This window comes from Oceanicella actignis (assembly GCF_900111545.1).
Lineage (GTDB): Bacteria > Pseudomonadota > Alphaproteobacteria > Rhodobacterales > Rhodobacteraceae > Oceanicella > Oceanicella actignis.
In genome coordinates, this window is record NZ_FOHL01000002.1 from 464,618 (window position 1) to 478,015 (window position 13,398).

At 74.0% G+C, this 13,398-nt stretch carries 9 protein-coding genes and 1 riboswitch; of the genes, 5 read left to right on the forward strand and 4 right to left on the reverse strand.

Features of this window, described 5'->3' with window-relative positions; genetic code table 11:
- Nucleotides 1-15: 15 nt before the first annotated feature.
- Nucleotides 16-118, reverse strand: a riboswitch (TPP riboswitch).
- Between the two features lie 479 nt (nucleotides 119-597).
- Together BMW67_RS04835 and lexA are read left to right on the forward strand one after the other, a co-directional pair.
- Complete coding sequence (locus tag BMW67_RS04835; protein WP_072745698.1) at nucleotides 598-1,788, forward strand: molybdopterin molybdotransferase MoeA; 1,191 nt, start codon at nucleotides 598-600, stop codon at nucleotides 1,786-1,788.
- 83 nt (nucleotides 1,789-1,871) lie between these two features.
- A complete protein-coding gene (gene lexA, locus BMW67_RS04840) occupies nucleotides 1,872-2,579 on the forward strand; it encodes a transcriptional repressor LexA (protein ID WP_072745697.1) in 708 nt (235 codons plus the stop codon).
- 208 nt (nucleotides 2,580-2,787) lie between these two features.
- Here lexA and BMW67_RS04845 read toward each other — a convergent pair whose 3' ends face one another.
- Complete coding sequence (locus tag BMW67_RS04845; protein ID WP_083581052.1) at nucleotides 2,788-4,878, reverse strand: ComEC/Rec2 family competence protein; 2,091 nt, start codon at nucleotides 4,876-4,878, stop codon at nucleotides 2,788-2,790.
- A gap of 73 nt (nucleotides 4,879-4,951) precedes the next feature.
- Here BMW67_RS04845 and gltX point away from each other — a divergent pair, with 73 nt between their 5' ends.
- Together gltX and gltA are read left to right on the forward strand one after the other, a co-directional pair.
- Entirely contained in the window at nucleotides 4,952-6,385 is a 1,434-nt protein-coding gene (gene gltX / locus BMW67_RS04850; RefSeq protein ID WP_072745696.1) for a glutamate--tRNA ligase, read from the forward strand.
- A gap of 86 nt (nucleotides 6,386-6,471) precedes the next feature.
- Nucleotides 6,472-7,767 carry a citrate synthase gene (gltA, locus tag BMW67_RS04855; RefSeq protein WP_072745695.1) on the forward strand — a complete coding sequence of 432 codons (1,296 nt, stop codon included), beginning with the start codon at nucleotides 6,472-6,474 and terminating at the stop codon, nucleotides 7,765-7,767.
- 184 nt (nucleotides 7,768-7,951) lie between these two features.
- On the opposite strand, the gene BMW67_RS04860 is transcribed toward gltA, so the two are convergent.
- Nucleotides 7,952-9,532, reverse strand: a complete 1,581-nt coding sequence (locus BMW67_RS04860; protein ID WP_072745694.1) for a lysine--tRNA ligase — start codon at nucleotides 9,530-9,532, stop codon at nucleotides 7,952-7,954.
- A gap of 216 nt (nucleotides 9,533-9,748) precedes the next feature.
- Here BMW67_RS04860 and BMW67_RS04865 point away from each other — a divergent pair, with 216 nt between their 5' ends.
- Entirely contained in the window at nucleotides 9,749-10,171 is a 423-nt protein-coding gene (locus BMW67_RS04865; protein WP_072745693.1) for a tellurite resistance TerB family protein, read from the forward strand.
- A gap of 540 nt (nucleotides 10,172-10,711) precedes the next feature.
- Here the strand turns inward: BMW67_RS04865 and BMW67_RS04870 are convergent.
- Both BMW67_RS04870 and BMW67_RS04875 read right to left on the reverse strand, forming a co-directional pair.
- Complete coding sequence (locus tag BMW67_RS04870) at nucleotides 10,712-12,334, reverse strand: D-alanyl-D-alanine carboxypeptidase (RefSeq protein WP_083581051.1); 1,623 nt, start codon at nucleotides 12,332-12,334, stop codon at nucleotides 10,712-10,714.
- A 437-nt stretch (nucleotides 12,335-12,771) separates the two neighbouring features.
- On the reverse strand, nucleotides 12,772-13,371 hold the full coding sequence (locus BMW67_RS04875; RefSeq protein WP_072746067.1) for a nicotinate-nucleotide adenylyltransferase: 600 nt from the start codon (nucleotides 13,369-13,371) through the stop codon (nucleotides 12,772-12,774).
- Nucleotides 13,372-13,398 lie beyond the last annotated feature (27 nt).

The window sequence follows — 13,398 nt, forward strand, 5'->3', positions numbered from 1 at the left end:
CCAAGCCCCTGACAGGCCGCGCTTCGCTCCGTTCCCTACGCCGGCATGACCCGGATCAGGTTCGATGGGTCGGTCCAAGACCTCTCAGCCCCCTTGCGGGGCGCCCCAACGGATTGCGCCCGAGGCTAGCGCCGCGCCGCGCCGCGCGCAAGGGCCCGCGCGCGGCCGCTGCGCGCGCGCCCCGCCTGGCCCGACGCCGCCTCGCCCGACGCCGCCTCGCCAGACGCCGCCTCGCCCAACGCCGCCTCGCCCGACGCCGCCTCGCCCGACGCCGCCTTGCGCCGCCTGCGTCGCAGGTCGTCGCGGCGGCGCGCCTTCGCGCCGCGTCAGGCGCGCCGAACGTCATGCATGGCGCGCTGCATCCGGCGCCGCGCCGCAAGGCCGCCGCGCCCCTCGATTCGCAGCCCGCCCGCGCCCGCCCTCCCGCGCCATCGGCCACGCCCGCCGGCCCGCGCAATCGGCCGCTCGCCCACCGCGACGCGGCGCCCGGCGCGCCGCCCGCCCGGCCCGTGCTAGAACCGAGGCGTCGCCGCGCCGCGGCGGCGAATCAATCGCCCCGCACGGGGGCGCGAACGACAGAACGGAGACCGCCCGCGCATGATCACCGTCGAAGACGCCCTGAGCCGCGTGCTCGCCCTGGCCGCCCCCCTGCCCCGGATCGAAGAGGTTCCGCTGACCGAGGCCGCCGGCCGCGTGCTGGCCCGCCCCCTGCGCGCGCGCCGCACCCAGCCGCCCTTCGCCGCCTCGGCCATGGACGGCTACGCCCTGCGCGGCGACGAGCTGCGCCCCGGCGCGCGGTTCCGCGTGATCGGCGCGGCGCGCGCGGGCCAGCGCTTTGACGGGCGCGTGGGGCCGGGCGAGGCGGTGCGCATCTTCACCGGCGCGCCCATGCCCGAAGGCGCCGACCGCGTGCTGATCCAGGAGGACGCCGCGACCGAAGACGACGGCGCCTTCATCCGCGTGCGCGAGAATCCCGACGCGGCGCGCCATGTGCGCCCCGCCGGCGCCGACTTCGCCGAGGGCGACGTCTTCGCGCCTCGCCGGCTGAGCGCGCGCGACGTGGCGCTGCTGGCGGCCATGAACGTCGAGCGCGCGCCCGTCCGCGCGCGCCCGCGCGTGGCGCTGATCCCCACGGGCGACGAGCTGGTCGAGCCCGGCCAGACCCCCGGCCCCGACCAGATCGTCAGCTCGAACGGCTACGGGCTGCACGCCATGCTGCGCGAGGCGGGCGCCGACCCGTTCCTGACACCCATCGCGCGCGACGATCCGGCCAGCCTGCGCGCCGCGCTCGAGGCGGCGGCCGAGGCCGACATGATCGTCACGCTGGGGGGCGCCTCGGTGGGCGAGCACGACCTTGTGCGCGCGGCCCTGCTCGCGGCGGGGGCCGAGCTGTCGTTCCACAAGATCGCCATGCGCCCGGGCAAGCCGCTCATGGCCGGGCGGCTTGGACGCGCGACGGCGCTGGGGCTGCCGGGCAATCCGGTCTCGGCCATGGTGTGCGGCGCGCTCTTCGCCGTGCCGGCCGCGCGCGCCCTGGCCGGCGACCCGGCCCCCGCCCCGCGGCGGCTGACGGCGCGCCTGGCGCATCCGCTGCCGGCCAACGGCCCGCGCGCCCATTACGCGCGCGCGCGGCTGATCGACGGCCCCGACGGCCCCGCGCTCGAGATTTTCGCCAATCAGGACAGCGCCGTTCTGTCGCTCCTGGCCGCGGCCGACTGCCTGGCCGAAATCCCCGCGAACGCGCCGGCGATGGAGACGGGAACGAATTTGAAATATATTCCCCTCTAAGTTGATCTCAATTGTCAATGCGTTGACACAAAACAGGAACCTAAGTAGAACGTGACAATGGGAACGACGGAGCCGGGGACGCCATGCTGACCAAGAAACAACGCGAGCTGCTCGCCTTCCTGCACGAGAGGATCGAGGCCGAAGGCGTCTCGCCCTCATTCGACGAGATGAAGGACGCGCTCAAGCTGCGCTCGAAATCGGGCATCCACCGGCTGATCACCGCGCTCGAGGAGCGCGGCTTCATCCGCCGCCTGCCCCATCGCGCGCGCGCCATCGAGATCCTGCGCCTGCCCGAGGCGCTGAGCGCCGAGCGGCGCGGCGGCTTCGCGCCCCGCGTGATCGAGGGCGGCGCGGCCGAGCCCGACCCGCGCCCGACCGGCGCCTTCGCCGCCGCCATGCCCGAGGGGGCGACCTCGATCCCCATCATGGGCCGCATCGCCGCGGGCGTGCCGATCGAGGCCATCCAGACCGAGCACGGCCGCGTGCAGGCGCCCAGCACCATGCTGCGCCCCGGGGCCGAGCATTACGCGCTCGAGGTGCGGGGCGACTCGATGATCGAGGCCGGCATCCATGACGGCGACATCGTCGTCATCCAGCGGCAGGAGGTGGCGCAGAACGGCGACATCGTCGTCGCCCTGGTCGAGGAGGAGGAAGCCACGCTCAAGCGGCTGCGCCGGCGCGGCGACACGATCGCGCTCGAGGCCGCGAACCCGGCTTACGAGACCCGCGTCTATCCGGCCGACAAGGTCCGCATCCAGGGCAAGCTGGTGGGGCTGATCCGCTCTTACTGAGCCGCCGCCCGCCCCCGCCTGCGCCCCGCCTTCGGGGGCGCGCGCCCTGACGGCGCCCGGCGGCCGGGGGCGAGCGCGCGGGCGCGATCCGACCGCGCCGAGCGCCGGTCCGGTTCCCGCACGTTCCAAGGCCGGTCCGCCGCCGGGGCGCCCCAGGCCCTCCCGCCCCAGGCCCTCCCGCCGACTTCATTGCCCCGGGCGGGCGGTCTCAGCCGCCGCCCCCGCCCCACAGCCGCCCCCGCGCCGCCGGCAACGCGCCCTCGATCCGCAGCGCGTCGCCGTCGGGCCGCACCGCCGCCGCGCCCAGCCGCGCCAGCTCGGCGTCGGTCAGCGCCAGGCACCCGCCCTCGGGCGCGGGGCCGGGCCGCCGCGGCAGGATGAGCAGCGTGCGCGGCGCGCACAGCGCCGCCGGATCGGGCGCGCGCCGACCGGCCAGCGCCACGCGCCAGCCATTCGACATCTCGCCCCGGGCGCCGGTCTTGTCGCGCTCGAGCCCCGGGCGCGCGGCGGCCGTCTTCTGGTCGGCGCCGTCGCCGTCGCGCGCAAGCCAGGTCTCGATCGCATAGCCCGCGCCGCGCGCGCGATCCACCGCCCTCCCCTCGGGCCCCATCAGCCCGATCGCCTGCCCCTCGGGCGCGATCAAGAGCTCGGGCCGGTCGCCGCCCTGCGCCCACATCGCCAGCCCCGCCGCCAGCGCCGCCGCCCCGCCCAGCCGCATGCGCGTGCGCCACAGGCACAGCCACAGGCCGCCAAGCGCGATCAGCGCCAGCGCGCCCTCGGGCGGGGCGACCACCGGGCGCACCGCGTCGGGCATCTGCGCCGCCAGACGCGCGACATGCAGGATGACGCCGATCCCCTCGCCCATGGCCCACAGCGCCGGCCCGGCCGCGCCCAACGGCGCCAGCGCCGCCGCCAGCACCGCCGCCGGCATCACCCAGAACGACATCACCGGCACCGCGATCATGTTCGCCGGCAGCCCGTAAAGGGGCAGCCGGTTGAAGGCGGCCGCGGCGAAGGGCGCCGTCGCCATCCCGGCGATGAGCGAGGTCAGCGCCACCCCGGCCGCGATCCGGCCGATGCGCCAAGGCAGGCCCGGGCGCTGCTCGGGCGACTGGGTCAGGCCGCGCTCGCGCACCCACTCGTAGAAGGCGATCAGCGCCCCGGTGGCGGCGAACGACATCTGAAAGCCCGCATCGAACAGGCTTTCGGGCCTGAGCAGCAGGATGACCAGCGCCGCCGCCGCCAGCGCCCGCAACGAGATGGCCGCGCGGTCGATCATCAGCGCCGTCAGCGCGACCGCCGCCATCAGGAAGGCGCGCTGCGTGGCCACCGACGCGCCCGACAGCACCAGATAGACCAGCCCCGCCGCCATCGCCGCCGCCGCGGCGGCCTTCTTCGGCTCGACGCGCAGCGCCGCCGCCGGGATCAGCGCCAGAGCCATGCGCGCCACCGCGAAGACCAGCGCCGAGAGCAGCCCCATGTGCAGCCCGGAAATCGCCAGCAGATGCGCCAGGTTCGAATCGCGCAGCGCCTGAAGCGCCTCCTGCGTCACCCCCTCGCGCACGCCGACGAGGATCGCCGCCGCGAAGGCCCCCCGCTCGCCGGGCACGGCGGCCTGAATGGCGCGGGCGATGGCGCCGCGCGCGCGTCCGATCCAGTCCTGCGCGCGCGCCAGCGGGCCCTGCAGCTCGGCCGGCGGGGCGGGCATGGCGGGCCCGCGCGCGAATCCCACCCCGCCCACGCCGTGGAACCACGCCCAGCGGCGAAAGTCGAAGCCCCCCGGCTCGACCGGCGGCGCGGGCGGTCCGATTCGCGCGTAAAGGGCGACCCGCTCGCCCACCCGCACGTCGCGCGCGAAGTCGCCCTCGAGCAACGAGACGCGCACGCGGCGCGGCGTGTCGGCGCGCGCCAGGCCGTAGATGATGACGTCCTCCAGCATCACGCGGCGCATGTCGGTGCGCGAGCGCGTGATCTCGACGATGCGTCCCTCGACCGTGGCGTCGGTGGCGGCCGGCAGCACCGGCGCCGCGACCGCCCGCGCCCGCAGCCCCGCCGCCGAGAAGCCGGCGCAAAGCAGCCCCAGCGCCATCAGCGCCAGCCGCAGCCAGGGCGCGCGGCCGGCGAAGGCGGCCGGGATCAGCGCCGCGGCCGCCGCCGTCGCCGCCGACAGGGCCCATGCGCCCGGCTCGTCGGGGCCCTGGAAGTAGACCCAGCTTCCGAAGCCGAAGCAGACGGGCGCCCACAACGCGGCCCGGCGGCGTTCGCGCAACAGCCAGTCAACCAGATCTTCACGCCTCAAGCCGCTTGTTCTCCGTGCGAAGGGTTGCGATAAGACCGGCGCACTTTAGACAAAATCGGGACGCGATGAAGCCATGACTCCGACCAGGACCGAAGACGCCCCTGTCGTCACGCGATTCGCGCCCTCGCCGACGGGCTTCCTGCATATCGGCGGCGCGCGCACGGCGCTGTTCAACTGGCTCTATGCGCGCGGACGCGGCGGGCGGTTCCTGCTTCGGATCGAGGACACCGACCGCGCGCGCTCGACGCCCGAGGCGACCGAGGCGATCCTCGAGGGGCTGAAATGGCTCGGCCTCGACTGGGACGGCGAGCCGGTCAGCCAGTTCTCGCGCGTCGCGCGCCACCGCGAGGTTGCCGAGGCCATGCTGGCCTCGGGCGCGGCCTATCGCTGCTACGCCACCAAGGAAGAGATCGACGCCTTCCGCGAGGCCGCCCGCGCCGAGGGCCGCCCGCCCCTGTTCCAGAGCCCCTGGCGCGACAAGGGCCCCGAGGACTGGCCCGAGGGCGCGCCCTACGCCGTGCGCCTGCGCGCCCCGCGCGAGGGGCGCGTGCAGGTCGAGGACGCGGTGCAGGGCACGGTGACCTGGGACGCGGCGCAGATGGACGACCTGATCCTGCTGCGCTCGGACGGCACGCCCACCTACATGCTGGCCGTGGTGGTCGACGATCACGACATGGGCGTGACGCATGTGATCCGCGGCGACGACCACCTGACCAACGCCGCGCGCCAGACGCTGATCTACCAGGCCATGGGCTGGCGCACGCCGGTCTTCGCGCACATCCCGCTGATCCACGGCCCCGACGGCGCCAAGCTGTCCAAGCGCCACGGCGCGCTGGGGGTCGAGGAATACCGCAAGATGGGCTACCTGCCCGAGGCTATGCGCAACTATTTGGCGCGGCTGGGCTGGAGCCATGGCGACGACGAGTTCTTCGACGACGCCCAGGCGCAGGCCTGGTTCGACCTGCCCGGCATCGGCAAGAGCGCGGCGCGCTTCGACTTCGCCAAGCTGGCCAATCTGAACGGCCAGCACATGCGCGCGGCTTCGGACGCGCGGCTGGTCGAGGCGGTGAAGGATCTTTTCGCAGCGCAACAAAAGCCCATGCCCGACCCGGCCCGGCTGGCAATGCTCGAGCAGGCGATGCCCGGCCTCAAGGAACGCGCCAAGACCATCGTCGAACTCGTTGACATCGCCTACTATATTCTCGCCGATCGGCCCCTTGAGCCGGACGAGAAGGCGCGCCGCATCCTGGACGAGGATGCGCGCCGGATGCTGGCCAGATTGACTTCGCAATTGCGGAATGCTAGCCCGTGGGACGGCGCTGCGCTGGAGGCTCTGGTGCGCGGCTTCGCCGAAACCGAAGGGCTGAAGCTGGGCAAGATCGCGCAACCGCTTCGCGCCGCCCTGACGGGCCGCGCGGTCTCGCCCGGCGTCTTCGACGTGATGGTCACGCTCGGACGCGACGAGACCCTCGCGCGGATCGAGGACGCCGTTCAAGGCACGAAATGACCGAACGCGGCGGCGCGCCTGCGCGGCCGCGGAGCAAGATCGGGCGCGACGTCAGCGCCAAGCAACCATCAAGGGGGGTTTTGCCCATGAGCACGAACACGAGCCGGTCCGCGACCCTGTCCATCGACGGACGTCAGGTCGAGCTTCCCGTACGCGACGGCACCCTTGGCCCGTCGGTCGTGGACATCCAGCGTCTCTATGCGGATGCGGGCGTGTTCACCTTCGACCCCGGCTTCACCTCGACCGCCGCCTGCGAGTCGAAGATCACCTTCATCGACGGCGACAAGGGCGAGCTTCTGTATCGGGGCTACCCCATCGAGCAGCTGGCCGAGAAGTCGCACTATCTCGAGGTCTGCTACCTGCTGCTCTATGGCGAGCTGCCCGACGCCGCGCAGCTCGAGGATTTCGAGAACCGCGTCACGCGCCATACCATGCTGCACGAGCAGATGCAGTATTTCTACCGCGGCTTCCGGCGCGACGCGCACCCGATGGCGATCGTCTGCGGCGTGGTCGGCGCGATGTCGGCCTTCTACCATGACAGCACCGACATCAACGACCCCTGGCAGCGCGAGGTGGCGACCATCCGCCTGATCGCCAAGATGCCGACCATCGTCGCCTGGGCGTTCAAGTATTCGATCGGCCAGCCCTTCGTCTATCCGCGCAACGACCTCGACTACGCGTCGAACTTCCTGCACATGTGCTTCGCCGTGCCGGCCGAGGAATATCACGTGGACCCTGTCCTGGCGCGCGCGATGGACCGCATCTTCACCCTGCACGCGGATCACGAGCAGAACGCCTCGACCTCGACGGTGCGGCTGGCGGGCTCGTCGGGCGCGAACCCCTTCGCCTGCATCGCGGCGGGCGTGGCGTGCCTGTGGGGGCCGGCCCATGGCGGGGCGAACGAGGCCTGCCTGAACATGCTGCGCGAGATCGGCACCGTCGACCGCATCCCCGAATACATCAAGCGCGCCAAGGACAAGGACGATCCCTTCCGCCTGATGGGCTTCGGCCACCGCGTCTACAAGAACTTCGACCCCCGCGCCAAGGTGATGAAGCAGAGCGCGGACGAGGTGCTGCACCTGCTGGGCATCGACGACAACCCGACCCTGCAGGTCGCCAAGGAGCTGGAGCGCATCGCGCTCGAGGACGAATACTTCATCGAGAAGAAGCTCTACCCGAACGTGGACTTCTATTCGGGCATCATCCTCGAGGCCATGGGCTTCCCGACCTCGATGTTCACCGCGCTGTTCGCCATGTCGCGCACCGTCGGCTGGATCGCGCAGTGGAAGGAGATGATCGAGGAGAAGTCCAAGATCGGCCGCCCGCGCCAGCTCTACACCGGCCCGGTGCGCCGCGACTATGTCGAGGTCGAAAACCGCTGAGCCGGCCCCGCCGGACAAGCGAAAGGCCCCGCCATGGCGGGGCCTTTTGCGTATCGGGCGGCTTTTCGCCCCTCAGTTTCCCGGCGGTTCTTCGCCGCACGTCTTCGCCGCCGGCCGCCATGCGGGCGCGCGGCGCGCCAAGGCAAGGCCCGGCGCCGCCGCTGGGTGCCGGGCCTTGCCCGGATCAATCGGTCAGGCGGCCTTCCAGCGCGCGGTCGATCAGGTCGGCGGTCTCCTCGACCCCGTAAAGCGCGATGAAGCCGCCGAAGCGCGGGCCCTGGCTGGCGCCCAGCAGCACCTCGTAAAGCGCCTTGAACCAGTCGCGCAGGTTCTCGAAGCCATGGTCCTTGCCCACCTGATAGACCATGTCCTGCAGCGCCTCGGCATCCGCCCCGCCCTGCCAGGCGCGCAGGCGCGCGCGCAGATCGGCCAGCGCGGCGGCCTCGGCCGGGGTCGGGGCGCGGTAGGTCTTGGTCGGCTTGACCTTGTCGTTGTAGTAGGCCACCGCGTGCCCCGCCGCCTGATCCAGCATCGGGTGCGTCTCGGGGGCGGCGTCCGGGGCGTATTTGCGGATGAAGCCCCACATGGTCGCCTTGTCCTCGGCGCCGGCGGCCGAGGCCAGGTTCAGCAGCATCGAGAACGGCACCACCATGTCCGAGGCGGGCGGCTGGCCGGCGTGGATATGCCAGACCGGGTTGCGCAGCCGGTCCTCGAGGCTCTGCTCGGGATAGGCGCGCAGATGGGCGTGGTATTCGTCCACCGCCTTGGGGATCACGTCCCAGTGCAGGCGCTTGGCGGCCTTGGGCTTTTGATACATGAACAGCTGCAGGCTCTCGGGGCTGGCGTAGGTCAGCCACTCCTCGATGGTCAGCCCGTTGCCCTTCGACTTCGAGATCTTCTGCCCCTCGCCGTCCAGGAACAGCTCGTAGTTGAACAGCTCGGGCGTCGGGCGGCCAAGCACGCGGCAGATCTTCGCGCCGATCTGCGCCGAGGGGATCAGGTCCTTGCCGTGCATCTCGTAATCGACGCCGAGCGCGGCCCAGCGCATGGCCCAGTCGGGCTTCCACTGCAGCTTCACATGCCCGCCGGTGACGGGGATCTCGACGCGCTCGCCGTCGGGCTCGGCATACACGATCGTGCCGCGCTTGAGGTTGCGCTCGAGCGTCGGGACCTGCAGCACATGCCCCGTCTTGGGGCTGATGGGCAGGAAGGGCGAATAGGTGGCCCGGCGCTCCTCGCCCAGGGTGGGCAGCATGATGGCCATGATCTCGTCGAACTTCTCGAGGCAGCGCAGCAGCATCTCGTCGAAGCGGCCCGAGCGGTAATACTCGGTCGAGGAGGCGAACTCGTAGTCGAAGCCGAACTGGTCGAGAAAGGCGCGCAGGCGCGCGTTGTTGTGCGCGCCGAAGCTTTCATGCGTGCCGAAGGGGTCGCGCACGCGCGTCAGCGGCAGGTTCAGGTCCTTTTCCAGCTCTTCGCGGTTCGGCACGTTCGAGGGCACCTTGCGCAGCCCGTCCATGTCGTCCGAGAAGCACAGCAGCCGGGTGGGGATGTCCGAGAGGGCCTCGAAGGCGCGGCGCACCATGGTCGTGCGCGCCACCTCGCCGAAGGTGCCGATATGCGGCAGCCCCGAGGGGCCGTAGCCGGTCTCGAACAGCACGTAGCCTTTCTCGGGGGGCTTCTTCTCGTAGCGTTTGACCAGCCGGCGCGCTTCCTCGAAAGGCCAGGCCCGGGAGGTCATCGCGGCTTCGCGCAGCTTGGTCATCGGCGTTCGTCCTTCGAAAATCGGCGGGGCGGCGCCCGCGCATGGCCCGCAAGGGGGGGCCGCGCCGGGCGCGGCGCGGGACGGGCGCGGGGCGGGCGGCGGCGCGCGCGGCGGGCTGGCGCGCGCGGGCCCCAGTTCCTATTGCCCGCGCGCGTCGCGGTCAATATCGTGCGCGCGCGCCCCGCGACAGGCGGCGCTCTGGCAGGAGGCGAAGCGATGACGGTCCTGACCCCGCAGGACGCCCTGGTGGCGGTGATGGTGACGACCTCGGCGGCCGATCAGCGGCTTTCCACGCCCGAGCTGCTCTCGATCGAGCGGATCGTGAGCGCCATGCCCGCCTTCGAGGGCTACGACCCCGACCGCGTGGCGATGGTCTCGCGCATGGTGATGGACATGCTGTCCGAGGAGGACGGCCTCGACGCCATACTGGGCCTTGTGCGCGAGGCCCTGCCCGACGAGCTGGGCGAGACCGCCTACGCCATGGCCTGCGACGTGGCGGCGGCGGACGGGCGGGTCAAGATGACCGAGCTGCGGTTTCTGGAGATGGTGCGCCACGAGCTGAACGTCGGCCGCCTGGCCGCCGCGGCCATCGAGCGCGGCGCACGCGCGCGCCACATGCGCATTCCGCGCGCGGACTGACTTGCGCCGAGCGCCTTGCGCGGATCGACGCGCCCGGACTGAAGGGATCCCACCGAAGCGCGCGGATTGACGCGCGCGGGCGAAAGCCAGCCGGGCGACCGGCCCGGAACGGACCCGCCCGGCGCGCCCCGCGCGGACCGGCGCGGTCATCGAGCGCGAAGCGCCCGACACATGCGCGCGACCTGCGCGGGCCGACTTTTTCAGAGCGACGCGCAGGGTCACACCCGCAGGGGCCGACGCGCCCGGATCGATGCGCAGGGGCCGAAGCCTGCCGGGCGGCCGGCCAGGAACGGAACCGCCCGGCCTGCCTCGCATGGACCGTCGCGGACATGGGGCGCAAGGCGCGCCACATGCGCGGATCGGCTTGTGCGCAGCGACGCGCAGGGACCGCCATGATGGCTCCGGCGCGCACGGATTGAGGCGCACGGGCCGGCGGCCATGGACCGGCCGCCGCCCGGCGCGGACCGCCAGGCGCGGGGTCGGCCCCGCCCGCGGCGCGAGGGGCGGGCGGGCCGTGGGCGGCGCGCCCCCTCGCGCGGCTCAGAAACGGACGGCCCAGCTGCGCAGCAGCGCGCGTTCGAAGGCCACGGCCCGGGTCATCCATGCGCGCGCCGCGTGGTCGGCGCGGCTCAGATCCGCCAGGCGCGCGCGGCGCTCGAGATCCTCGGAATAGATGGCGAAGGCGTAGACGCGGCCAGACCCGGCGCGCAGATATCCCGCCAGCCCCCGCGCATAAAGCAGCGTGCCCGTCTTGGCGACCGCGGCGGCGTCCTCGGGGACCGGCGGCTCGCCGGGCGCGGCGCGCAGCGGCAGCGGCCGCAAGAGCGCCGCCAGCGGGCCGGGCGCGGGCGCTTCGGCCGCCTCGGCGTCAAGCTCGGGCGAGCGCGCGCGCGGCCCCAGCGCCCCGCGCGCCGCCGCGCGCAGGAAGGCCGCCATGGCCGCGGGCGTGACGCGCGATTGCGCGCTCAGCCCCGAATGGTTGCGCAGCTTGATGGACGCGGGCGCCGCCCCCGCCAGCCGCGCCGCCCAGGCCGAGCTGCGCGCCCCCGCGGCCGCCAGAGGATCCGCCTCCTCGGCCCGCGGCCCGGCCCGGCCCTCGGCCGCGTCGGCGGCCAGCCCGACGAGCTCGGCCGTCAGGTTGGTCGAATGGCGCAGCATGGCGCGCAGGATCTGGCGCAGGGGCCGGCTCTCGCGGCGGGCCAGCTCGACGCCTGGCGACGGCGCGGCGCCCAGGCGCGGCGCGGGCAGGCTCACCCCCGCCTCGTCCGCCAGCGCGCGCAGCGCCTCGGCGGCGTAAAGCTCGGGATGGCGCACGGGCAGCCAGCGCCGCCCCTCGGCCGGGCGCAGCGCCTCGGCGTTGACCTGCCACAGCTCGCGCTCGGGCGCGTCGCCGCGTCCGTCCTCGCGCTGGAACAGCGGCGCCGAGGGGGCCGGCGCCGCGTCGATCACGATCCCCGTCACCGCGGGCGAGGCGCGCAGCGCCCGCGCCTCGAGCCGCAGGCCGCCCGCCGCGCCGTCGGCCGAGCCCTCCGCGCCCCACGAGAAGAGGACGCGGTTGAAGTTCAGGCTCAGCCCCGAATAGGCCGGGTTGTAGGCGGCCTGCTCGGGCTGTTCGGGGTCGATGCGCGGCCCCGCCGGCAGCGCGCCGCGATCGGCCAGGAAGGCGCCCTCGACGCGGCGCAGCCCGCGCGCGGCGGCCTGGGCGGCCATCTCGGCCAGCGCGTCCGAATCGAGCTCGGGATCGCCGCCCCCCGCCAGCGCCAGATCGCCGCGCAGCACCCCCTCGCGCGGCGGGGCCGAGGCGACCAGCCGCGTGACGAAGCGCGCCTCGGGCCCCAGCGCGGCCAGGGCCCGGGCTGCGGCCACGGCCTTGGCCGTCGAGGCGGGCGGAAAGGGGCGGGCGGCCTCGCGCCCCTCGACCATGGCGCCGCTTTGCAGGTCGATCAGCGCAAAGCCCGCGCGCCCCGAGGGCGCAAGCCGGGCGACGATCGCGCCGGCGTCGAGCGGCGTTTCCGAGCCCGGGCGCGCGGCGGGCGTCGGCGCCGCGCGCGGCGCGCCCGCCGCCCAGAGCGGGCCGGCCGAGGCCAGGGCCGCCAGCCAGCCAAGAAGCGCGGCGGCGCGGCGAAGGCTGAAGGGGGGCTTGGACGCTCGAGAGATGGGCATGCGCGCTCCGGCCTTGCGCGGCGAGACATGCGCCGCAGACGCGATCATGCCCCGCGCGCGCCGAAGGCGCAACGCAGGGCGCGACGCGCAGACGCCGTCCGGGGTCCGGCGCCGGGCCGGCGAAAGCTGGAACGCGAAGGCCAGCGGCGCGACGAGGCCGGCGCGCCAGGCGGGCGCGGCGACTGGCGCAGAGACGGGGTGCAGAGGCTGGGCGCAGTGGGGGAGGCCGCGGCCGGACAAGGGGCCCGAAGCCATGGCGCGCGCCCGGTTGCGCTCTGGCGACCGGCCGTTGCGCGGGCGACCGGTGCTTGCGCGGGCGGCCGCCCCCGCTCTCGTCCGAAGCGGCCGCCCTCGCGCGCCGCCCGGCGCGAAGGAGGCGGCCCCAACGGCGACGTCGCCCGCACCCTGCCGGAGCCGGACGCCGCCGAACGCGCCCTTCAGGGCCACGCGCCGGAAGCGCGGATCATGGTCGAGGAGAGCGGGCTTGTCGGGCCGGGCAGCAGCGTCCATGCGGGCGGGTCGGCCAAGGCCAGCGCGCGCGCCGCCTCGGGCCGCAGCCGCGCGCGCGCAAAGCGCTGCGCCGCCGGCGACAGCCCCGCCGCCACCATGGCGCCGGGGCGCGCGAAGGCCGCCACGGGGACGAGGCGCATGATCTCGTCCCAGCGGCGCCAGCGGTGCAGTTGCGCCAGGTTGTCGGCGCCCATCAGCCACACGAAGCGCGTGCGCGGGCACATGGCGCGCAGATGCCGCAGCGTGTCGACCGTATAGCGCGTTCCCAGGCGCGCCTCGATGTCGGTGACCTTGACGCGCGGCCCCGGCGCCGCGCGCCGGCACGCCGCCAGGCGCCGCGCAAGATCCGCCGGCGGCCGCGGCTTGAGCGGGTTGCCCGGCGTCGGCAGCCACCAGACCCGGTCGAGCCCCAGCGTCGCCAGCGCCCGGCGCGAGATCAGCGCGTGCCCCTCATGCGGCGGATCGAACGAGCCCCCCAGCAGCCCGATGCGCAGCCCGTCGGGGTTCTCCGGCAATCCCTCGCGCATGCGCATCCCTCCGCTCGGCCCGTGGGG

Coding starts and splice junctions, on each gene's coding strand:
- BMW67_RS04875 (WP_072746067.1), bottom strand. CDS start 13,371: ATGCGCGAGGGATTGCCGGAGAACCCCGACGGGCTGCGCATCGGGCTG.
- BMW67_RS04835 (WP_072745698.1), top strand. CDS start 598: ATGATCACCGTCGAAGACGCCCTGAGCCGCGTGCTCGCCCTGGCCGCC.
- BMW67_RS04860 (WP_072745694.1), bottom strand. CDS start 9,532: ATGACCAAGCTGCGCGAAGCCGCGATGACCTCCCGGGCCTGGCCTTTC.
- gltA (WP_072745695.1), top strand. CDS start 6,472: ATGAGCACGAACACGAGCCGGTCCGCGACCCTGTCCATCGACGGACGT.
- gltX (WP_072745696.1), top strand. CDS start 4,952: ATGACTCCGACCAGGACCGAAGACGCCCCTGTCGTCACGCGATTCGCG.
- BMW67_RS04865 (WP_072745693.1), top strand. CDS start 9,749: ATGACGGTCCTGACCCCGCAGGACGCCCTGGTGGCGGTGATGGTGACG.
- lexA (WP_072745697.1), top strand. CDS start 1,872: ATGCTGACCAAGAAACAACGCGAGCTGCTCGCCTTCCTGCACGAGAGG.
- BMW67_RS04870 (WP_083581051.1), bottom strand. CDS start 12,334: ATGCCCATCTCTCGAGCGTCCAAGCCCCCCTTCAGCCTTCGCCGCGCC.